Source organism: Acinetobacter thutiue (assembly GCF_030385805.1).
Taxonomy (GTDB): Bacteria; Pseudomonadota; Gammaproteobacteria; order Pseudomonadales; family Moraxellaceae; genus Acinetobacter; species Acinetobacter corruptisaponis.
Map to the genome: position 1 here is coordinate 61422 of NZ_JAUDZE010000005.1, position 22615 is coordinate 84036.

The 22615-nt window shown below is 45.6% G+C and carries 21 protein-coding genes and 1 pseudogene; 9 read left to right on the plus strand and 13 right to left on the minus strand.

Going from position 1 to position 22615, the window contains the following annotated elements:
- Positions 1-36: 36 nt before the first annotated feature.
- From QTA56_RS11870 to QTA56_RS11885, 4 genes are all read right to left on the minus strand, one after another.
- Positions 37-612, minus strand: a complete 576-nt coding sequence (locus QTA56_RS11870) for a hypothetical protein (protein ID WP_267981153.1) — start codon at positions 610-612, stop codon at positions 37-39.
- A 138-nt stretch (positions 613-750) separates the two neighbouring features.
- On the minus strand, positions 751-1401 hold the full coding sequence (gene leuD, locus QTA56_RS11875; protein ID WP_267981154.1) for a 3-isopropylmalate dehydratase small subunit: 651 nt from the start codon (positions 1399-1401) through the stop codon (positions 751-753).
- 12 nt (positions 1402-1413) lie between these two features.
- Complete coding sequence (leuC, locus tag QTA56_RS11880; RefSeq protein ID WP_267981155.1) at positions 1414-2832, minus strand: 3-isopropylmalate dehydratase large subunit; 1419 nt, start codon at positions 2830-2832, stop codon at positions 1414-1416.
- Positions 2833-3033: 201 nt separating this feature from the next.
- On the minus strand, positions 3034-3732 hold the full coding sequence (locus tag QTA56_RS11885; RefSeq protein ID WP_267981156.1) for a hypothetical protein: 699 nt from the start codon (positions 3730-3732) through the stop codon (positions 3034-3036).
- A 160-nt stretch (positions 3733-3892) separates the two neighbouring features.
- Here QTA56_RS11885 and QTA56_RS11890 point away from each other — a divergent pair, with 160 nt between their 5' ends.
- Positions 3893-4108 carry a DUF2061 domain-containing protein gene (locus QTA56_RS11890; RefSeq protein ID WP_267981157.1) on the plus strand — a complete coding sequence of 72 codons (216 nt, stop codon included), beginning with the start codon at positions 3893-3895 and terminating at the stop codon, positions 4106-4108.
- A gap of 41 nt (positions 4109-4149) precedes the next feature.
- Positions 4150-5013, plus strand: a complete 864-nt coding sequence (locus QTA56_RS11895) for a LysR family transcriptional regulator (protein ID WP_267981158.1) — start codon at positions 4150-4152, stop codon at positions 5011-5013.
- 3 nt (positions 5014-5016) lie between these two features.
- Here QTA56_RS11895 and QTA56_RS11900 read toward each other — a convergent pair whose 3' ends face one another.
- The 3 genes from QTA56_RS11900 to QTA56_RS11910 all read right to left on the minus strand — a co-directional run bounded on the left by QTA56_RS11900 (position 5017) and on the right by QTA56_RS11910 (position 6836).
- Positions 5017-5772 carry a UCP032817 domain-containing protein gene (locus QTA56_RS11900; protein ID WP_267981159.1) on the minus strand — a complete coding sequence of 252 codons (756 nt, stop codon included), beginning with the start codon at positions 5770-5772 and terminating at the stop codon, positions 5017-5019.
- A gap of 93 nt (positions 5773-5865) precedes the next feature.
- Positions 5866-6108: a DUF2789 domain-containing protein gene (locus tag QTA56_RS11905; protein WP_267981160.1), complete on the minus strand. Its 243-nt coding sequence runs from the start codon at positions 6106-6108 to the stop codon at positions 5866-5868.
- Between the two features lie 77 nt (positions 6109-6185).
- Complete coding sequence (locus QTA56_RS11910; RefSeq protein ID WP_267981161.1) at positions 6186-6836, minus strand: HAD family hydrolase; 651 nt, start codon at positions 6834-6836, stop codon at positions 6186-6188.
- A 181-nt stretch (positions 6837-7017) separates the two neighbouring features.
- Here QTA56_RS11910 and QTA56_RS11915 point away from each other — a divergent pair, with 181 nt between their 5' ends.
- From QTA56_RS11915 to QTA56_RS11935, 5 genes are all read left to right on the plus strand, one after another.
- A complete protein-coding gene (locus tag QTA56_RS11915; RefSeq protein ID WP_004674529.1) occupies positions 7018-7494 on the plus strand; it encodes an RNA pyrophosphohydrolase in 477 nt (158 codons plus the stop codon).
- Between the two features lie 94 nt (positions 7495-7588).
- The gene (gene ptsP, locus QTA56_RS11920; RefSeq protein ID WP_267981162.1) at positions 7589-9883 is read left to right on the plus strand and encodes a phosphoenolpyruvate--protein phosphotransferase; all 2295 of its coding nucleotides are present in this window, start codon (positions 7589-7591) and stop codon (positions 9881-9883) included.
- Positions 9884-10336: 453 nt separating this feature from the next.
- Positions 10337-11857: a catalase gene (locus QTA56_RS11925; protein WP_267981163.1), complete on the plus strand. Its 1521-nt coding sequence runs from the start codon at positions 10337-10339 to the stop codon at positions 11855-11857.
- Positions 11858-11948: 91 nt separating this feature from the next.
- Positions 11949-12389: a thiol-disulfide oxidoreductase DCC family protein gene (locus QTA56_RS11930; RefSeq protein WP_267981257.1), complete on the plus strand. Its 441-nt coding sequence runs from the start codon at positions 11949-11951 to the stop codon at positions 12387-12389.
- Positions 12386-12793, plus strand: coding sequence for a DoxX-like family protein (locus QTA56_RS11935; protein WP_267981164.1), 408 nt, complete (start codon positions 12386-12388; stop codon positions 12791-12793). Before QTA56_RS11930 ends, QTA56_RS11935 begins: the two co-directional genes overlap by 4 nt.
- Here the strand turns inward: QTA56_RS11935 and QTA56_RS11940 are convergent.
- Positions 12780-13832 carry an MBL fold metallo-hydrolase gene (locus QTA56_RS11940; protein ID WP_267981165.1) on the minus strand — a complete coding sequence of 351 codons (1053 nt, stop codon included), beginning with the start codon at positions 13830-13832 and terminating at the stop codon, positions 12780-12782. The two genes, QTA56_RS11935 and QTA56_RS11940, sit on opposite strands and share 14 nt — an antisense overlap.
- A 415-nt stretch (positions 13833-14247) precedes the next feature.
- Here QTA56_RS11940 and QTA56_RS11945 point away from each other — a divergent pair, with 415 nt between their 5' ends.
- Positions 14248-15144 (plus strand): LysR substrate-binding domain-containing protein, encoded by an 897-nt coding sequence (locus QTA56_RS11945; protein WP_267981166.1) that lies wholly within the window; start codon positions 14248-14250, stop codon positions 15142-15144.
- Between the two features lie 48 nt (positions 15145-15192).
- Here QTA56_RS11945 and QTA56_RS11950 read toward each other — a convergent pair whose 3' ends face one another.
- The 5 genes and pseudogenes from QTA56_RS11950 to QTA56_RS18335 form a co-directional block, all read right to left on the minus strand.
- On the minus strand, positions 15193-15801 hold the full coding sequence (locus QTA56_RS11950; RefSeq protein ID WP_267981167.1) for a glutathione S-transferase family protein: 609 nt from the start codon (positions 15799-15801) through the stop codon (positions 15193-15195).
- A gap of 51 nt (positions 15802-15852) precedes the next feature.
- On the minus strand, positions 15853-16551 hold the full coding sequence (locus tag QTA56_RS11955; protein ID WP_267981168.1) for a helix-turn-helix transcriptional regulator: 699 nt from the start codon (positions 16549-16551) through the stop codon (positions 15853-15855).
- A gap of 71 nt (positions 16552-16622) precedes the next feature.
- Positions 16623-17297: an HAD-IA family hydrolase gene (locus QTA56_RS11960; RefSeq protein ID WP_267981169.1), complete on the minus strand. Its 675-nt coding sequence runs from the start codon at positions 17295-17297 to the stop codon at positions 16623-16625.
- Positions 17294-18226 (minus strand): RluA family pseudouridine synthase, encoded by a 933-nt coding sequence (locus QTA56_RS11965; protein WP_267981170.1) that lies wholly within the window; start codon positions 18224-18226, stop codon positions 17294-17296. The genes QTA56_RS11960 and QTA56_RS11965 overlap by 4 nt, the downstream gene beginning before the upstream one ends.
- A 62-nt stretch (positions 18227-18288) precedes the next feature.
- A pseudogene (locus QTA56_RS18335) lies at positions 18289-18665 on the minus strand (hypothetical protein).
- Positions 18666-19019: 354 nt separating this feature from the next.
- Here QTA56_RS18335 and QTA56_RS11970 point away from each other — a divergent pair.
- A complete protein-coding gene (locus QTA56_RS11970) occupies positions 19020-22373 on the plus strand; it encodes an Rne/Rng family ribonuclease (protein ID WP_267981171.1) in 3354 nt (1117 codons plus the stop codon).
- The last annotated feature ends 242 nt before the right edge of the window (positions 22374-22615 follow it).

Below are 22615 nucleotides of genomic sequence, written 5' to 3' on the forward strand. Positions count from 1 at the left end.
TCCAGTTTCATTAGTGCAGTTTTAAACTGCAAGTCATTAAATCTTTTTCTCAACAAACTCACCCAGTCCTGTCACCACATCATATGGGCGGCAGAAGCGGCGAATGGTATGCTGCTCTTGCTGTAAATCCACACATAAGGGTTCAGGTGCAGACACATTCAACAAACTACCTGAGCGTTTTGCCCTGTCCCGATACATTTTAAAGGTGTAGCGCTGATGGGGCTTGAACTCATGAATCACATGGAACATCTCGGCGCGGTCTGGAGAAATTGGATAGAAACGAATCACAACCTCATATTGCTTGGCAGGTATACTTAAATAGACCTGCTGTTTTCGGCTGAAAACCGAACCATCCAGACGGATGATGCCGTGTTCCATTGCCTGTTGACTGATACGATGGGATTTCGCATCCATCACAACAATGTCATTGATTCGCTCAAACTCACAATTCTCAGTCCCTGAACAATATAAAGTTGCATTATTCGCTTTATTTTCCAATGTGGTCTGTGCAATTCGAACCTGATCAACAACAGTCGGCGCGTTTTGGCATGCCGTTAACGTTGTCGCAAGACCTAAACACAGCAAAATACTGTAAGCGAGTCTTCTTTTCATTATTCAAGCCCAGTCCTCATAACATGCACACATGCAAGCAAATATTATTCGCTAGCATGTTAGCAAGAGTTCAATGTCTGCGCTATGACTATCTTTAAAATGTCCCCAGACATTAAAGTATCTCCACTCAACAAAAGCCTAGGCCTTTATTTCCTGAAACACCCACGGACGTGCCTGTTTGGCTTTTTCTTCATAAGCACGGATGTCATCCGCAACTTGCAAGGTTAAGCCAATATCATCCAAACCATTGATTAAACAATGTTTACGGAATGGATCAATCTCAAATTTAAATGCCTCACCTGTTGGAGTGCGCACTTCCTGCGCCTCTAAATCGATGGTCAGTTGATAACCCTCTGTCTCGGCACATTCCTTGAACAACTGGTCAACGATCTCTTCAGACAGGATCACAGGCAACATGCCATTCTTGAAGCAGTTATTAAAGAAAATATCGGCAAAGCTTGGCGCGATCACGGTACGGAAACCATATTCATTCAATGCCCAAGGCGCATGCTCACGGCTTGAACCACAACCAAAATTGGTGCGTGCCAAAAGAATGGTTGAAGCCTGATAGCGAGGCTTATTTAATACAAAATCGGGATTAATTGGACGCTTGCTAATGTCCTGCCCTAAATAGCCTTCATCCAAATAACGCAATTCATCAAATAAGTTATCGCCAAAACCTGTACGCTTAATTGACTTTAAAAACTGCTTTGGAATGATTAAGTCGGTATCGACATTGGCACGGTCTAAAGGTGCAACAATACCTTGTTCTACAGTATATTTTTTCACGATCCTGCTCCCTTAGAATGAACGAACATCAACAAAGTGACCTGCGATTGCCGCCGCCGCCGCCATTGCTGGACTGACCAAATGGGTACGTCCGCCATTGCCCTGACGACCTTCAAAGTTACGGTTTGAAGTCGATGCACAATGTTCCCCTGGCTGCAATTTATCTGCATTCATTGCCAAACACATGGAGCAGCCTGGTTCACGCCATTCAAAGCCTGCCTCCAAGAAAACCTGATCCAAACCTTCCTGTTCAGCCTGCTGTTTTACTAGACCAGAACCTGGAACAATCATCGCCTGTTTAATGCTTGAAGCGACTTTACGGCCTTTGACCACTTCCGCTGCCGCGCGAATATCCTCAATACGTGAGTTGGTACATGAACCAATAAATACACGGTCTAACTGAATTTCTGCCAATGCCTGACCAGCAGTTAAACCCATATATTGATAAGCACGGGTCCAGTCATTGCGCTGCACATCGTCTTTGGCTTGTTCTAAGGTTGGCACTGCTTGTGAAACAGGAATTACCATTTCTGGTGAGGTTCCCCAAGATACTTGCGGCTCAATTTCTGCACCATTTAATACCACAACTGCATCAAACACGGCATTTTCGTCAGAATGCAAGGTATTCCAGTATTCTACTGCCTGATCCCACTGCTCACCTTTTGGTGCGTAGTTACGGTCTTTCACGTACTCAATGGTTTTGTCATCGACAGCAACCATACCAACACGAGCACCCGCCTCAATGGCCATGTTACATACTGTCATACGTCCTTCGATTGACATGTCACGGAACACCTGACCACCAAACTCAATCGCATAGCCTGTGCCGCCAGCAGTACCGATTTTGCCAATAATTGCCAAAACCACATCTTTTGAAGTTACGCCTTTACCTAATACGCCATCAACACGTACAAGCATATTCTTCGATTTTTTCTGTACCAAACATTGCGTTGCCAAGACATGCTCAACTTCGGATGTTCCAATACCATGTGCCAAACAGCCAAAAGCACCATGTGTTGCAGTATGTGAATCACCACACACCACCGTCATGCCAGGCAATGTCAAACCCTGCTCTGGCCCCACCACGTGCGCAATCCCTTGACGGATGTCATTAATCCCAAACTCAGTGATGTTAAAGGTTTTACAGTTGTCATCCAAAGTCTGAACCTGTATGCGGGAGGTGTCATCCTCAATCCCAGCAATGCCCTGCTCACGTTCCTTTTTCGAGGTTGGCACGTTATGGTCAGGGGTTGCAACATTGGCACTTAAACGCCACGGCTGACGGTTAGCAAGTTGCAAGCCTTCAAATGCCTGTGGGCTGGTCACTTCATGTAATAAGTGACGATCAATGTAAATTAAGCTTGAACCATCATCACGTTGCTTAACCAAATGGTCATCCCACAATTTGTCATATAATGTTTTGCCTGCCATGTCGTCATGCTCCATAGGACTGGGTAATGAAATCTTGAATTTATTATAACAATGGTTTTACATAAATCTAATTTATCATTTTTATTAATTAACAAACTTTCAGGAATACATAAAACTATTTTAAAAATCTAGCTATTAACTGCTTAAAAAACCATTAAACAAGTTAACCAAATAGAAGAGGTTAACTTTAATTAGAATGAATTATTCAACATATACATCAGAGAGTTTAAACTCTGGATAAACCTCTAACAATTTAAAGCAATCATGGATGCCATGACAGTATTTACCCTTTAAATAAACCTCAGCATAGGAATGCTCAAATCTGAATTTTCCATGTCTAAAATAGAAAATTCTTTTCAAAGCGATCGTATTTTGAGAGAAACCTATATCACGTAATAGTTGCTTATCAGCACGAACCAACCCCCAAAACAAAGGGATACATAACAATTGAATAATGAAATATAGGATCAAAAATAGCTTAGCTAAAAGCATGGCAAAAGTAATGGCAACTGGAGAACCTCCAAAAAGCAAACTAAGAGAGATGACTATGCTTAACCATATTAATATTGGCAAAATAACAGCTATGTCTAATAAAGCGTATTTGAATCCATACCCCATCCAAGCTGGAATATGAAGAATTGCTGTCTTTAAGTTTAATAATGCATCGATATGATGTCTTAAAGAAACATCATCATAAGCATAAGTCACAACACGAACACAACTTCCCTCTTCAAAAAATAACTCCTGAAAATTTCCCTGAAGAAGATATCCATTTATCTTGCAAGTAAACTTCTTACTCCGTACATAACGTGCACGATAACTCGTCATATCCAGTCTTAAGTGGCTTGGCTGGATTGATAAATCTTCAACAATCCCCTCTAAGGTTATAATATTTTCCATATAACTATTTTATTTACAAAAAATAAGCATCTTTATCCCCTACTTTTCATTTTATGTCAGCGATTGCTTTATTCAATATGGTTTATCACAAATTTCTTTTTTACATTTCACTCGATAATGATTATTATTTACAAATGCAAAAACTTCCAAGGAAATCCCCATGACTCGAATTAAAAAATTTGTACACAACAATCGCCGAACTTTTAAAAAAACTTTAAGTTATTATGTTGTGCATATCAGTGTTGCCATGATGGTTGCCTATGTGATTACGGGAAACTTTTGGATCGCCGCAACCTTAAGTCTACTTGAGCCTACTGTTCAGGCATTTGCTTTTTTCTTTCATGAAAAAGTCTGGAATCACTTTGAAGTTAAATAACACACATTAAACGATTTTAAAATTTCCTTGGATCATCCGATATGAATCTTGCTGCTTTTGAAGCATTTGTTAAAGTCATGGAAACCAGTTCGATTTCAATTGCAGCAGAACAACTTTTCATTACCCAGCCTGCCGTCACTAAACGTATTCATGGTCTGGAAGAATATTTTGGTGTCAAACTATTTGAATCCGCGGGACGGGGGATTCAGCCGACCCATGCGGCACATTCCCTTTTGCCCAAAGTGAGAACCTGGCTGAATGAGCTTGGGGAAATTCACCATACGCTGAGCCATGAACAATCTCAGGTTCAAGGCCGTTTAAAGATTGGCACCAGTCACCACATTGGCCTACACCACCTTGCTGAACCCCTAAAGAGTTTTGTGCAGCAATTTCCACAAGTAACTTTAGATGTGCATTTTGTTGATTCTGAACAGGCGCATGAACAGGTTCTGGCAGGTGAACTGGAGCTGGCATTTTTAACCCTGCCTCCTATTGGGGATGATCGTCTCAACTATGTCACCATCTGGAATGATCCTCTGGTTTTTGTCACCTCCCCTTTTCATCCCTTAGCCCAACAAACAGAACTGAGTCTGGAAAACCTGATTGCCTATCCAAGCCTGCTTCCCGCCTCACATACCTATACCAGCCAGATCACGCTGGCGGAATTTGAAAAGAAAGGGCTAAAACCGAAAATCACCATGAGCAACAATCCGTTGGAATCCATACGGATGCTGGTCTCAATTGGTTTGGGTTGGTCAGTATTACCAAAAACCTTGCTCAATCAGGATTTAAAACAACTGGATTTAAAAGTGAATATGAACCGTCAACTGGGCATGGTCTGGCATCCTGCACGTATCCAGTCCAAAGCTGCACAGGAATTGATCAACATGATGCTGTTTGTTTAAACTTCAATCCCCGCCACAGCTACTGCAACTACTGCCACAACTAGAGGAGGATGAGGACTGATCCTGTAAATATTTGGCATAGCCCTTGGTCATTTGCTCCAATTCAAAATACTGTCCATTATTCCAGTTTAATGCCTGATCAATGGCAAATAGTCTCGGCATCTGTGTTGTGTTTCTTGGGTGATCACCATGCAACATACAGCTATAACGCCAAGCTTCAAAGAGTTGCCTGTCTTGTTCTTCCGCTTTTATATTTTGATCATAAGGCTGATGGTTTAGCGTTCGCCCAAGCGTCTGCTGGCAGAGTTGCTGATATTGCTGTGGAAATTCCAGCATGACATGCCATAGGGCATCAACCGCATGTGAGGGCATGGCATAGGCTTGTTGTTGCATGGCATGAAGCGCCAAATAATCCTTAAAACCCAGTTCGATCAAGCGTCGTTGCTTTAGACCCAGTTCAGGATATTGATTTCGGAATTGATTCCAGAAAATTGCATCAATTTTTAGCTCATCTATTTTCTGCAATTTTTTACGGCGGGTTCGGGCAATCAGGGCATTATTACCCACAATAATGGTCCAGATAAAAGGGATAAGCACCCATCCAGTAAAGAACTGTTGTTGCCATGCATACATCAACAGCAAAATAATGAGGGGTAACAAGATCCAGCGTATTTTTATATGGGGTTGATGACGTTTTAACTGGATGAGTGCATCAACCGTGGTGGAAGTATTTTCTTCCCGATTTATTTTTATTTTCATGCTTAAATCTTAAGAAGAAAAGATGACAATTCTATGACAGCAAATCAGAATTGAGTGGCCTTTCTCCATAAAGAGAAAGGCCGTGCTGATAGGCTATTTAGTGGCATCTTCATGCAGGGATTCATTCAATTGATCCACGATAATGGCCCACTCCCCATCTGACTTGATTTTCTCTGCCAAAAATTGACGCTGTGCCTCTGACCAGTACACCGCATCCACAATATTGATATCGGCCTCAAGTTGGTGACTGTCAATAAACTGTGCAATTGCCGCTTCGCCTGAATCCAGGCCAAGCTGTTCAAATAAGTTGGTCATTCTTGGTCTAACGTTATTCATGACTTATTTTCCTGTTATTTCATCTTGTTAAGAATTCAACATAGCATGTTTACTGGAAAATTAAAGTCAACAATGTCCTAAATTGACCAGTCCTGAATTTCCCAGCCCTGTTCCTGCGCCAGCTTCTCCAAACGGTCATCTGGATTGACTGCAATGGCATGGGTGGCATATTCAAGTAGGAATCGGTCATTAATCGAGTCTGAATAGGCCCACGATTCCTCAACCGTCCGACCATCTAACCATTGGTCCAGACGTGCCAGCTTGCCTTTCTGGTAACATGGCAAACCTGTGACCTTACCCGTATATTTACCCTCAAGCACTTCAGCATTGGTGGCAATAATTTCAGTAATGCCAAACTCACGGAAAATCGGGGCGGTAATAAAATCACTGGTTGCGGTAATCCCGACGATGGCATGTCCCAAATCCTGATGTTTCTTAATGGCCTCAAAACCTTTGGGACGCATTTGTGGACGAATCACCTTTTGCATAAACAACTGATGCAGCTCAGTTAAATAGGCATTATCATGTTGAGTGAGGAATTCAAATACAAATTCATTATAGGCAATCGGATCAAGTTGTCCCGCCTTATAGTCTTCATAAAACTTGTCATTCATTTGACGATGATGAACTGGATCAACCAAGGCTTCATTGACCAGAAACTCACCCCATGAATGATCAGAGTCGGTATTTAACAGGGTATGATCTAAATCAAACAAAGCCAATTTCATATAAATACTCATTTAAATGCAAATTAAAGAAAAAAAACGTAAATCTATTTCCGTAAGTCACTAAAAATTCGTTAAGATCATAGCAATTTAAACATTTTACTTTGACCTTTTCGAGTTGGACGTGAAGAGTGACTGTCCCCGGGATCAAAGTCAACGATATAGACAAAATTTAGGTAGCCAAATGATCGACTCAGAAGGTTTCCGACCCAACGTCGGGATCATTTTGGCAAACGATGATGGACAAGTCTTATGGGCAAAGCGCATTGGTCACAATGCCTGGCAATTTCCACAAGGAGGTATCCAGTTTGGAGAAACCCCTGAACAGGCACTTTATCGTGAACTGAGAGAAGAAGTCGGCTTATTGCCCGAACACGTCCAGATTATAGCGCAAACTAAAGGTTGGCTGCGTTATCGTTTGCCACATCGGTACATTCGGTCAGATTCAGATCCCGTATGTATTGGACAAAAGCAAAAATGGTTTTTACTGAGGTTGACGGCATCGCCGCACCATATCCAGCTAAACCTGTCAGACCCACCCGAATTTGATCAATGGCAATGGGTGAGTTACTGGTATCCATTGGGTCAGGTGGTCAACTTCAAGCGTGATGTTTACCGCAAGGCCATGATGGAGTTGTGTTTACAGTTACCTCAGCGTTAATTGTCGCGAAATCATCATTTTAAGCAATGATTTTTAACGATATAGCTGTTATAAATAGGCATATAACGATTCAATAAACAGGAGCAGACACCTCATGTCAAACATGCAACTCGACACGCTCAGACGCATTGTGCAGGAAATCAATGCGTCCGTCAGTTTGCATGATTCCCTCGACATTATGGTCAACCATGTGGCTGAGGCCATGCATGTTGATGTCTGCTCGATTTATTTGCTGGATGAACGCAACAAACGTTATGTGCTGATGGCCTCAAAGGGCTTAAAGCCTGAAGCGGTTGGACACGTTTCCTTAAGCGTGGGTGAAGGTCTGGTGGGCCTGGTTGGAAAACGTGAAGAGATCGTCAACCTCGACAATGCCCCAAAACACGAACGTTTTGCCTATTTACCTGAAACAGGTGAAGAGTTGTTTAACTCATTCCTTGGCGTACCTGTCATGTACCGTCGCAAGGTCATGGGCGTTCTGGTGGTTCAAAACAAGGAATCCCAGGACTTTAGCGAGGCGGCTGAATCATTCCTTGTCACACTGTGCGCACAGCTTTCTGGCGTTATCGCCCATGCCCATGCAGTCGGAAATATTGATGTTTTCCGCAAACCGAATAGTGGTTCCACCTACAAGACCTTTCAGGGCGTTTCTGGCGCAGGCGGTATTGCATTGGGTCGGGCGATTGTGCTCTATCCGCCCGCCGACCTAACCGCAATTCCAGACCGTGAAGCTGAGGACATCAGTGACGAGCTGGCATTGCTCGATCAGGCCATTGCCTCTGTTCGTAAGGAAATCCAGTCTCTGGATGAAAAAATGCAGGATTCCCTCATGTCAGAGGAACGCGCCTTATTCAGCGTGTTCCTGCGCATGCTGGATGAAAATGCATTACCTAGTGAAATCAAGGACCATATCCGAACAGGTAGCTGGGCTCAGGGTGCCGTGCGCAAAGTCATTGACAAGCATGTGGCGCTGTTTGCGCAAATGGAGGACGACTATCTGCGGGAACGGGTTTCTGACCTCAAGGATTTGGGACGGCGCATTTTGGCCTGCCTACAGGAAGCGGATTCAAGCCATCGTGAACTCAGCCCTGACAGTATCCTGATTGGTGAAGAGATCAGCACTGCGGCGCTGGTCGAACTGCCTGTCGATAATATTGCAGCGATTGTAACCTCTGAGGGTGCAGCCAATTCACATATGGTGATTGTGGCACGTGCCTTGGGGATTCCAACCGTTGTCGGTGTCACCGAATTGCCAATCAACACACTGGATGACATCGAGATGATTGTCGATGCCTATCAGGGGCGTGTCTTTGTCAATCCGCCACGCCGCTTACGCCAGCGTTATAAGGAAGTACAGAAAGAAGAAGAACAGATCGCCAAAGATTTGAAGCAATACGAAACACGGGATGCCATTACTCCTGACGGAGTGGAAATTCCATTGTTCGTCAACACAGGTTTGATGATTGATGTGGTCCGTGGCGTTCAACGGGGTGCCAAGGGCGTGGGGCTGTACCGCAGTGAAATTCCATTCATGCTGCGTGAGCGCTTCCCAGGTGAGGAAGAGCAACGTGCGATTTACCGTCAACAGCTCAGCCATTTTGCCAACAAGCCTGTGATTATGCGGACGCTGGATATTGGTGCGGATAAAGACCTGCCTTACTTTAGCATTGAAGAGGAAAACTCGGCACTGGGCTGGCGTGGCCTGCGCTTTACCCTTGACCATCCAGAAATCTTTTCCGCACAGATTCGCGCCATGCTCAAGGCCAGCATAGGCTTGAATAACCTACATATCCTGCTGCCGATGGTCACCAGTGTCAGCGAGGTGGAGGAAGTTCTCTATTTATTGGAACGTGACTGGATTGCGGTTCAGGAAGAGGAACAGGTGAAGATCACCAAACCTAAAATCGGCATCATGGTCGAGGTTCCAAGTGTCCTGTTCCAGATTGATGAATTTGCAGAGTTGGTGGACTTTTTCTCTGTAGGTTCCAACGACCTGACCCAATACCTGCTTGCGGTTGACCGTAACAACCCGCATGTTGCCAATGTCTACTCACATTTTCATCCGTCTGTGCTGCGGGCTTTACAAAACCTTGTTCAAGCCTGCCATCAGCACCAGAAGCCGATCAGTGTATGCGGAGAAATGGCGGGCGACCCCCTGACCGCCATCCTGCTCATGGCGATGGGATTCAATACACTTTCCATGAGTTCAAGCAACATCCTGCGGGTGAGAAAGGCAATTTGCCATGTCCCAATGGCAGATGCCAAACAGCTGCTGGACAATGTCCTGCAAATGAATAACCCACTGGTCATTAAAAGCTGGCTTGAGCATTACTTTAAAACCCACGGCTTGGCCGATATGGTAAAATCCAATCGTTTGGTCAGTGCCTAGAAAATAACTAGGGCATCCTTTCAAGGATGCCTTTACATAACTGCAACAGGTGAAAAACCTCCTGTTTTTATATATGAGCATACAAGCTAAATTTTGAGGTTGATTATACAACCACCCTTAACGAACTATTCAATTCCGTTTAATTGTTTATTTTAATGGGACTTTTTTCAAATTTTAACAATTTATTGCTCAACAATCCTCATTGCCACATTTAATATTTATACAGCTTTTATCGAATAAAACATTTACGGCATCAGCTTTAATCCATTGGAAAAAAAGCTTTCATCAACCTAAAGTAAAAACACAAAGGATGTTCAATCATCATTGCAAATCCCGTACAGGCATCTGAATTTTGATACCCAGTTTGCATATGAGGTGATTTAAGCATCTATCTTTTAGAACGGTCAAATGGTCGAGATGAGCTTACACAGGTCATCTTGATGGAGAACAAACATGAGCCAAGACGATAAAAAATGTCCTTTTAGCCACTTAACCACAGACTTTGGTGCTCCCGTTGTTGATAACCAGAATAGTTTAACCGCAGGTGCACGGGGACCCTTGCTTGCCCAGGATTTATGGCTAAATGAAAAACTTGCCAACTTTGTCCGTGAGGTGATTCCTGAACGCCGTATGCATGCCAAGGGTTCAGGTGCATTTGGTACGTTCACCGTCACCCATGACATTACCCAATACACCCGCGCCAAGATTTTTAGTGAAATCGGCAAGAAAACCGAGATGTTCGCCCGCTTTACCACCGTTGCAGGTGAACGCGGTGCCGCCGATGCGGAACGGGACATTCGCGGTTTTGCGTTAAAATTTTATACAGAGGAAGGCAACTGGGATATGGTGGGCAACAACACGCCTGTATTCTTCCTACGTGATCCGCGTAAATTCCCTGACCTGAACAAAGCGGTCAAACGTGACCCGAAAACCAATTTGCGTAGTGCAACCAACAACTGGGATTTCTGGACACTGCTTCCAGAGGCGCTGCATCAAGTCACCATCGTGATGTCAGACCGTGGTATTCCTGCCAGCTACCGTCATATGCATGGTTTCAGTAGTCACACCTATAGTTTCATCAATGCGGCCAATGAACGTTTCTGGGTGAAATTTCACTTTAGGACACAGCAGGGCATTAAAAACCTGACCGATGCTGAAGCCGAAAACATCGCAGGGAAAGACCGTGAAAGCCATCAACGTGACCTATTTGATGCGATTGAAAATGGTGACTATCCAAAATGGACGCTTTTTGTTCAGGTTATGCCAGAACAAGATGCTGAGAAAGTGCCATACCATCCATTCGACCTGACCAAGGTTTGGCCGCATGGTGACTATCCATTGATTGAAGTCGGTGAATTTGAACTGAACCGCAACCCTGAAAACTTCTTCCTGGATGTGGAACAGTCAGCCTTTGCCCCAAGCAACCTGGTGCCTGGCATCAGCGCCTCACCAGACCGCATGCTACAGGCACGCCTGTTTAACTATGCCGATGCACAGCGCTACCGTCTGGGTGTGAACTACCAGCAAATTCCAGTCAATGCGGCACGCTGTCCTGTTCACAGCAATCACCGTGATGGTCAGGGCCGTATTGATGCCAACTATGGCGGTTTACCGCACTATGAACCAAACAGCTTTAACCAGTGGCAGGAACAACCCCAATACAGGGAACCCCCATTAAAAATTAATGGTGATGCGGATTTCTGGGATTATCGTGAAGATGACCATGACTATTTCCGCCAGCCTCGCGCCCTGTTTGAACTAATGACACCTGAACAACAGCAAGTCTTGTTTGACAATACTGCCCGTGCAATGGGCGATGCGCTGGACTTCATCAAATATCGCCATATCCGTAACTGCCACGCCTGCCACCCTGCCTATGGTGAAGGGGTTGCAAAAGCACTTGGCATGACCGTTGCCGATGCCCAGGCTGCCCGTGAAACGGATCCAGCCCGTCATTTACCAAGCTTTCTTTAATTCCTGAGAATCCTTTAAAAAGCCATCTTCGGATGGCTTTTTACATTGAATTAGGCGACAATTTAGTCAAGCCATGACTAGAAAAACAACCATGCAGCATAAACTAGAGCAACTGATTCAGGCACATCACATTATCCTGTTTGATGCACAATGTGTGCTGTGCTCAGGCTGGGCCAATTTTATGATTAAAAATGACCATCATCATCAATTCAGGCTTGCATCTGTTCAATCCAGCCTGGGGCAACAACTTCTCAGAAAGTATCAATTGCCCACCGATCATTTTGAAACTATGGTACTGCTCGAAAAGGGCCAGCTTTATACTGAATCAACCGCCTTTCTACACATTATTCAACGTCTGGACAATCCTTATGCCCTACTGAGATATGCTGGAGTGATTCCGAAAGCAATCCGCGACTTTGCCTATCGCCGCATTGCCTTAAACCGTTACCGTCTTTTTGGTAAAACCGACCACTGCTATATGGTCACACCTGAAGTTCAGCAACACTTTTTGTTGGATGATGCGCTTCAATGAAAAGTCCCATCGAAACGGTTCAGCAGATTTTAAAGTTTTGCCAGTTGATGATCGCACTACTCTGGATTTATCAGGGCCTGATTCCCAAACTGATTTTTCAGGCCGCTGGTGAGCAATACGTTTGGCAACAGTTACAGATACCCATCATTTATATTCCCTGGATGATTTCCTTGTCAGGCATCGCCGAGATTATTTTTGGTAACCTATTTTTATGGATAACCCATCAGTATCTGCATTGGCTCAGCATCTTCAGTTTGACTGGATTATTGGTTCTTATTTTGTTTATCTATCCAGAGCAAACCTATCAGGCATTCAATCCTGTGGTGATGAATGTCGGACTTGCGAGCCTTTCCATCATTGCCTTATGCTGTATCAGGACGCTACAGCAAGCTAGGCCCGAATAAAGTGCCCCTCGCGGATACAGTAAAAAGGGTTCACCAGTTTTGAAGAGGATTTCATGGCCTGCATCAGTTCATGTTCTGGTGCATCACGGTCTTCATCGGTAAGTTGGAAAGTGCGATAATGAATCGCCAGTGAACGGTGTGCATGCAGGTCCAGATGCGCATGAAAGGCATCCTGTGGATTCATGTGCACATAACGCATCAACTGACGTGGCTCATAGGCGCCAATCGGCAGCAACGCAATTCTTGCAGCCCCATAACGTTCATAAATTTTCTTGAAATGACCTGCATACCCCGTATCACCCGCGAAAAAACAGTGGCCCGTTCTCGACAATAGTGAAAATCCGCCCCACAGTGCCCTGTTCTGATCCCTGACACCACGTCCCGATGCATGCTGCGCTGGGGTATAGGCGATCTTTAACTCATCATGAAAGGGGATTTCCTGCCACCAGTCCATTTCAATGACATGCAGGTGCTTCGGCAGATAGTGGCCATTGCCCAAACCTGTATAAATCGGCATTTCAAATTTCTGGTGCAGCCAGTCCAGGGTAGCCAAATCCATGTGGTCATAGTGGTTATGACTTAGCAACACTGCGTGGATGGTTGGAAGATGCTCCAGTGCAATGCCCGCTGGGCAAACCCGTCTGGGTCCCCGTCCCTGCTTTGGGCTGACATATTCACACCAGACTGGATCGGTTAAAAAATTATAGGGGCCGATCTGGATCAAAATGGTGGCATGTCCCACAAACCAAATCTGCCAGTCATTCAGATCGGCATGAGGGCGGTTTTGCGGCAACTCAAGCATCTGGTTACGCAGATTCGACTCATGGCTACGGTCAACATTCCAGGTAAAGGATTTACGTGTTGTCAGCCATTTTAGCAGCCCCTTACGGTCAAACGGTGTCAACGGTTTGTCCAGGTTGTAGAAACGGTCAATCCCACAGTGGTCAGAGGCCTCATGTGGAAAAGGAGGTTTCCCCCAGGTATGGCTCAAGCAAGATTGTGTCGGCAATTGGTAGGTTAATGTCGGCTTATCTTTCATGTACTTCTTCTGTGGTGGAACCTGATCGCTTGTGGGGCTGAGTTATATTGGCTTAGGATTATGGCTTATTTTTAAGGCTGCATCTTTTCCAGATCAAGATATGGCTTGGGACGATAACCTGACCTTGACCTGCCTGATCCTTTAAAAACATGGCTTTCCATAATCAGTCCTTGATCCTAACATAAGGTCATTGAGTTATGCTGATTTTCTCTGGCTGAGTCAACACAATTTTACTGAACTCATAACGCCAAATGACAATTCCGTTAAACTTCCAGGCATAGCGTTTTAATATATTTTTTATATTTTAGAAAAAAGCATATTGTCTAGAAAATCAGCTACTATATAATGCGGCCATGAGAATTATTTTTTAATACTTTAATTAAGAATAACAGTAAGACACACACGGACAAGTCTTATGGAATTACGCCATCTACGTTACTTCATCACCGTCGCTGAAGAACTCAGTTTTAGTAAAGCCGCACTAAAGCTGCACACGGCGCAGCCCTCATTAAGCCAGCAGATCAAGGACCTTGAGGATGATATTGGCGTACAGCTCTTTCACCGCACCAAACGCAAGGTTGAACTGACCGAGGAGGGGCTGGTTTTTCTGGAACAGGCTCGCCTTACCCTGACACAGGCGGACAAGGCCATCACCATGGCACGACAGGTGGCTGCGGCAAAAGTCCAGTATCTGAAAATTGGCTTTGTCCCTTCTGCTGAAATCCGTATTTTTCCCTATATTCTACCGCGCCTGAGGGTCAAGCTTCCCAAGCTGCAAATCCGCACCCTGAACCTGAAAGAGAGTGACCAAATCGCTGAACTCAAGAAAGGCGACTTAGACATTATTTTTATTAATCAGGAGTTTCAAAATGAGGTTTTTGCCAGTCAGTTAATACTGAAAGAACCCTTGGTGTTTATGCTCCCCAAACAGCATCCCCTGGCGCAATTAACTGAAATTCCAGTAGGACAATTGAATGGGCTGGCCATAACCGTTCTGTCCCAAAAGCTCTCCCAGCCCCTGTTCGATACCATCACTCAGTATATTGAACAGCGACAGATTCAGTTTCAGACAATTTCTGAGGCCAACAGCATTGCGGAGAGTATTCAGGCAGTGCATTCAGGCCAAAGTTGCGCCATTCTGCCCTCCTATATGCAGGCGCTGGCAACGGATCAAATCGTGATGCGCCCACTGAGTCATTCCCTCCCCTGTCTGGATGTATTTTTCAGCTATAACAGGCTTGAGCCCAGCCTGGCCACAGAACAGTTTCTGGAAGAAATTCGACAGGTATTTGAGCTCGATATTCCTGCATAGTCCCAATGATGAAAAAGATAGCCGATTCAGTCGGCTATCTTTTACCCTTTAGGCATTACTAAAAAATTCCGCAAACTTTTGGTAACTTGGTCGTTGCTTTATATTGTCAAGATAACGCTCTATGGCTGGATGGGACTGAACTCCTCCCATTTTAAGCTGCCAGAACAGCATCGCCGCAACTGTCACATCAGCAGCGGTAAATTGCTGACCACATAGATATGGATCAGCCTCGCTCAGCCCCTGAACAAAGGCCTGATAGGCATCCTGATAATCACCATATCCCACTGAGGATTTTTGTTCTGGCTTCACCTCCACGCCCAGCATTTGATTGGTGGAAGCCGCCTCCCACGGACCAGAGATAAAGAACAGCCAACGATAGTACAGGCCCCGTTTAGGATCATTCAATGCAGGTGCCAAACCCTTGTCCGCAAATTTATCTGCCAGATAGGCACAAATCGCATCCAGTTCATAGACCACCACTTCATCGTCCACCAATACGGGAACCTTTCCAAAAGGGTTGATCTTTAAGTATTCAGGGGTCTTCATTTCAGTTTGAAAGGCAACCTCAATGCGTTCGCATTCAACGCCCAGTTCGATCAGCAACCAGTCCACCACCACACCACGTGAATAATTATTGGTATAAAGTTTAAGTGCCATTTTCATATTTCCTTGCTTGTTGGTTTTATTTAAATCTAATTGTTTTGATTGTCAGTTTTTGTCAGTAGTCGAACGGCAAACCTCCTGTGTCCACCATTGCTGAAAAAGTTGCTGCTTAAACTGTGGATACAGTTCCTGACTCAGGCTCAGTTGCTGAATCCGATCTATACGAAAATGCCGAAACCCATCACGCAGTTCACACCAGGCAGCCAGCACGATACGGTCATTAAAATAGCCCAGTGCAAACGGCCACAATATCCTTGAGCTTATCCTTTGCTGCTCATCGGCATAATCAACCAGGATTTTCACCTGCTGGCGAATGGCCAAGCGGACTTGCTCCACCAGTGCCTCATCCACAGGCAACCAGACATTGATCGCCCTTAAGGTGGTTTGCTGCAACAACTGTTGCCGATGTTCAGGCAGTACCGCATTTAACTTTGCCAATACAGAAGTGGAGGCCGATTTCAAGGCCTGATCAGGAATATAGTTCAACCAGTTCAGGGCAAGGACAATCGCCTCAATTTCGGTCTCATTCATGGTGATGGGAGGTAGCAGGAAATCCTCCCTGAGCTGAAATCCCAACCCTGCCGCCGCCTCAATTTCCGCCCCCTGCCCCCTTAAGGTTTCAATATCACGGTAAACACTGCGCTGGCTAATCTGCAAACGTTCAGCCAGAACCTGTGCCGTCACAGGATAACGGTACTCCCTTAGCAGTTGTAACAGGTTGAGCAAACGGATTGAACGACTCATGACTTCCCTATTGTTATTATGCAGGGTAAGGCATCATTCCCCTTACCCTGGTCAGGTCAATATTGTGTTGATTAACTTTCAATCAAGGCAGAGGATGGCAATACAGCTTGAAAATAGCCATGCAGGTCCTGAACTGAACTGACAATGGTCAAGGGTTGGTATTGCTGTAAGGTTTCCACACTATGCACCCCATAGCTCACCCCAATGCGCTGCATATTCAGGTTTTGTGCCATTTCAAGATCATAACTGGTATCACCCACCATAATAGCCCGCTCTACCGCCACACCTGTCTCAAGCAGGATTTCCTGCAACATTAACGGGTCAGGCTTTGATCGGGTTTCACTGGCGGCACGGGTAATGTCAAAAATATCGTGACTATTGGTTTGGTTCAGCACCCGATCCAGACCTTTACGACTCTTACCTGTTGCCACCGCCAGCTTGATCCCCTGCCGCTTTAGGTCAGCCAATAGTTCCGCAACACCACCAAACCATGCATCACCTTTAGAGTTCGCAACATAATGGTCTGCATAGCATTGCAAAATATCCTGCTGTAAATGCGGCACCTGAGGAAACAGGATTTGCATCACCTCTGGCAAACCCAGCCCAATAATGCTTTTCGCAGCCTCATTGGTTAAGGGTTGCTGGAACTGTTGTGCCGCATGTTGCAGGCTTGCCACGATCTGTCCCACTGAATCGAATAAGGTTCCATCCCAATCAAAAATCACCAGTTCGATATTTTGACTCATTTCTGCTTTCTCAACTCATTTAAAACCTGTTGCATATCTTCAGGCATTGGCGCCTCAATGGTTGGGTAGCCTGGAATTTGCAGACGCATGGCATGTAGGCACAAGCGTCTGGCCTCTGGACCAGCATAGGCGGTGCTGTGACCATATTTATCATCACCAATAAGTGGATGACCAATACTTAAACCATGCACACGAATTTGATGGGTACGTCCTGACAAAGGTGCCGCATGCACCAGTGTTGCCGCCTTGAAACGTTCAACCACGTTCCACTCGGTTTTACTCGGCTTACCCTCTTTAGAGACACGCACACGGCGCTCGCCATTGGCAAGCTCATAGCGGAACAGCGGTGCATCAATCAGTTGCTGATCCAGACTGACCTGCCCCTTGACGATTGCCGCATAGGTTTTCTTGATTTTATGCTCACGCAGTAAATCCTGTAATAATTTTAAGGTACTGCGTTTCTTGCTGATCATCACCAAACCTGAGGTATCACGATCAATACGGTGGATCAGTTCCAGATATTTTTTACCTGTGGCTGCACGCAGGGCCTCAATCAGGCCATAGGCCACACCGCTGCCCCCATGCACTGCAATCCCCGATGGCTTATTCACCACCAGCAGGCCCTCGTCCTCATAGACCACACGGCTCAGCAGGCTTTGTGCCACACTGTCACTGACAGGAACCGCACTTTCATCTTTCTGTTCATAACGAATCGGGGCAACACGAACTTGGTCGCCAATTTCCAGACGGGTCTCGGCCTTTATCCTTTTTTTGTTTACACGGACCTGTCCCTCACGGATCAAACGGTAAATACGGCTTTTTGGAACACCTTTTAATCGGGTAAATAAAAAATTATCAATTCGCTGTCCAGCCTGATGCTCATCCACGTCAAACCAAGTGACACTTTGCCATTGCTGTGTAGAATTCATACGCTCGATTCATCCAAGATTTGCTAAATACGATTAAAAAATGATCATTTAGCTAAGTTATTTCACAAGAAACCTAAACTTAGCCCATAGGCAGATGCCGCAAGGTTTGATATATTCAGCGCACGGATACCGCCGTAAGTGAGCATCAAATCAGAAATTTTATTCAGTTGAAATTTCAAATTGATGAGATATTCACCAACAGCTCGGATAGGTCCTAAAGAATTATGCCGACGCCGAAGGCTTATTATATCGGCAAAAATGGCAAACTGTTGCGTTTAATTGTGCATCTGCACATAGGGTTTGTTGATATTTCAATGAACTCTACGGTTTGTCCAGAAAAAATATGTTGCCAACAAGTTTGTTGGCTATTAAACGTAAACTGATCCACATCAGACAATTTGCTCCCTGATGCCGCATTCAGGCTAAAGCGTTGATGCATTGGAACTGCCAGGCAAAGATACGATGATCATTCCGTATCAGGACGTCCAGATGGGGCGGCCTTAATGCTTAATGACAGTGAAAGTCATCACATCCAATGCACCGCTCACCCGCCAGTGAAGCGCACAGGAAACTTGGATCATTTAGGGTCCAGTGATATATCACGGTGCCCAGGATTGAAGCAGGATTGCCGACATCGAAATAACCGTATCAGAACCCAGAACTGGATTTACAGTCAGTGGTTTCAGAGCTTCGCATATCAAAGCTGCTCCTGAGTCTTGATCACGCCAATTTGATGTTTGCTCAAAAATAGCGAGCGAGTTGTTTGTGTGCATCACTATTAGGTGTCACACCCATGAAACGTATGCTGATTAATGCAACCCACGCTGAAGAGGTTCGCGTTGCACTGATTACTGGTAATCGTCTTTACGATTTCGACCTGGAAAATCGTACCCGTGAACAGAAAAAATCAAATATCTATAAAGGCCATGTCACTCGCGTTGAACCGTCTCTAGAAGCAGTCTTTGTCGAGTACGGCGCTCAGCGCCAGGGCTTTTTATCAATGCGGGAAATTGCAAACTCGTATTTCAAGGCAGACCCACGCCAAACCTCCAACATCCGTGAACTGATCACCGAAGGCACAGAATTACTGGTTCAGGTTGAAAAAGAGGAACGTGGCAACAAGGGTGCCGCGCTTTCTACTTTCATTTCACTGGCTGGCCGTTATCTGGTTTTGATGCCAAACAATCCGAAAGGTGGTGGCATCAGCCGTCAAATTTCAGGTTCAGTGCGCGAAGAGCTTAAGGAAATTCTGGCATCCCTGAATGTTCCCCGTGGCATGAGCGTGATTGTACGTACTGCGGGTATCGGTCGCTCACAGGAAGAACTGCAACTTGACCTACAGCATTTGCTTGACCTCTGGGCACAAATTCAGGGTACGGCAAGTTCTGGTCCATCACCAATGCTGGTGCATCAGGAAGCGGGTGTGGTGACACGTGCCATCCGTGACTATCTACGTGATGACGTTGCTGAAATCCTGATTGATAGCGAACAGGCCTATAATGAAGCCTATAACTTCGTTAAGGCTGTGATGCCACGTCAGCTGGACAAGTTAAAAACCTATACCCAGAATGAGCCATTATTTGCCCATTTCGGTATCGAAAGCCAAATCCAGACTGCTTATGAACGTGAAGTAAAACTTCCTTCTGGCGGTTCAATCGTGATTGACCAAACCGAGGCACTGGTTTCCATCGATATTAACTCGGCGAAATCAACCCGTGGTCATGATGTTGAAGAAACAGCATTAAATACCAACCTTGAAGCGGCTGAGGAAATTGCGCGTCAACTTCGTTTACGCGATATTGGCGGTTTGGTGGTGATCGACTTTATCGACATGACCAAGGACCGCAACCAGCGTATGGTTGAGGCGAAACTTCGTGAAGCAACCCAAAGTGACCGCGCACGCATCCAGTTCGGCCAGCTTTCACGTTTTGGCCTGATGGAAATGAGTCGTCAGCGTTTACGTCCATCGCTTGAGGAAGCAACGGGCTATGTGTGCCCACGCTGTCATGGCACAGGCATGGTACGCGACCTACGCTCCCTTTCACTTTCAATTATGCGTAAAGTGGAAGAAATTGCATTACGTGAACGTCAAGGCGAGGTACAGGTGGAAGTCCCTGTGGAAATCGCGGCATTCCTGTTGAATGAAAAGCGCCACAGTCTTGTATATCTGGAACAAACCTCCAATGTGCGTGTCACCATTCTGCCACATCCACATTTAGAAACGCCACATTATGAAATCCAGTACAATCCAGCAGGCTTTGCACCATCCAGCTATGAACGTACTGAAGCGACTCGTGACAGTGAAAAACAACTCGGCTATGAATCTTCTGAGTGGCATCTGGAAGAAGCTGAGCACAGTCATGCTGCTCCAGCACAGCAGCAGGCGGCAGCGCCACAGAAAAAGGCTACAACACAGCAAGGCACTGCCCAGCCAAAACAGGCACAGGCAGCAGCATCAAAAGCAGCAAGCCCTTGCGCATGGTTAGAGAACCTGTTTGTTCAAAAACAGGCTCAGACCATTGATCAGTCCCGCTCTGCACAAAATGCGGCGTCAGCCATTGAACAGATGATCAATAATGGCGCTGTGAGCCGTGGTCAATTCGGCCAGGTTGCAACAGCTGCAATTGCGGAAACGACAGCAAATAATGTCTATATTTCCCAGACACCTGTAAAACAGGAAACCCGCGAAGCGTTTGATAAAGACGAAAAGTCGAACCGTCCAAATCAATCCCAGAACCCGAAGAAACGTAAGCATAAAGAGCAGCGTGAACAGCATGTACACGCCCATGAGCAACAAAATCAGGTGCATGAGGAAGTTGTTCAACTGTCACGTCAGGAACAGCGCCAAGAGCAACGTGACCTGAAACGCCAGCAAAAACGCCCGCAGGAATCACAAAACCAGCAACAGCAAAATGATGCTGTTCATGGAAATGATGCCTCTGCACCGTTGCCACGTCGTGACCGTCATAATCAGCAGCGTCCAAACCGCCCGAACCGTCACCGTGACCAAAGTGTTCTCAATGAAACGCCTGTTGCAGTTGAGGTTGCGTCCAATCCACAGCAGCTTAAAGTTGATGTGATTGATACGCCTCGTACTGAACCAATGAACACGGCATTGATCGTCAACATTGATCAGGGACAGAGTGAAATTGTTGCGCTCACTCCACAGCAGACTACTGCGCCAGCGCCACAGGTCGAGCCAGTAAAAGCAGTTGTAGAGACGATTGAAACAGCCACACCTGCCCAGGCAGAGCAAGTTGCTGCTGAAACAACACCAGTTGAAGAGGCAACCCAGGCACCAGCGAAACGTGCAAGCAATGATCCACGTTCACGCCGTCGTCATCAGCGTGGGGCGCAAAGCAGTCAGAAAGCGGCAGCAAAAATTGCACCATCGCAAATTCCAACGTTGGGGCAATACACCATGGGTGGCCTGATTCGCCATGTTTATGGTGAAGATTGCACAATCCTGATTGAGCAGTTTGGTTTGGTGACCACGTTCAACCGTGCCTTACAGAAGTTCGCTGAACAATATGCCAGCACTCTGGTGGTTGAAACAGCTGCTGAGGAAAAGCGCCCTGTTACACGTGATGCAGAACTTCCAAGCCAGAAGCCAACGGAAGAAGCTGAACCAGCACCTGTATTGCCATTAACACCACCAGAAGCATCCGCTTCGCGTGTTGCCAACGATCCACGTGAACGTCGTCGTTTAGCAAAACTTGCGGCTGAGCAGGCAAAAGAGGAACATCTGGCTTCCAATACAGCGCCTGCTGCCCCTGTAGAAAGCACTGAAACCACGCAAGAAGTGCAGGAAACAGCAATTGAGGCAGTTGTTGCAGAAGACACTGTTGCTGATGCAGCACCTGAACAACAGGCACTGGCACTGGCAAATGAAGAAACGCCTGTGGTGGCAGAAGAAACAGCACCTGCTGAAGTAGTTGAACCACAGCAACCTGCTGTTGAAACTGAAGCTGTGGTAGTCACAGAGACAACTGAAGCGGTTCAAGCTGTTGAAAATACTGAACCAGCCGCAAACGTTGAAGAAACGGATACGGAAGATGAAGCTGCAAAGGCGGAAAAAGAGAAATCTAGCCGCCCCCGCCGTCCACGTGGACGTCCACCGAAAAAGAGTACCGTTGGCAATGAATAATTTGCTAAATTGCACTCAATAAGCAAAAGCCTAGTCATTTCGATGACTAGGCTTTTTTGTTACTGTAAAATGTAGCGTCATTGAAATATTGCAAGAGAGGTAGGCCCTTGCGCTGCTTAGTCGCAGTTCAGGTTGATTGCTCTAGGGACTTACCATTAAAAACAGCATCAACAACAATGATGTTAAATGGTTGTGTTCCAACAAATAGCCATTTTTTGGATTGATCGAAAAATAAAACAGGA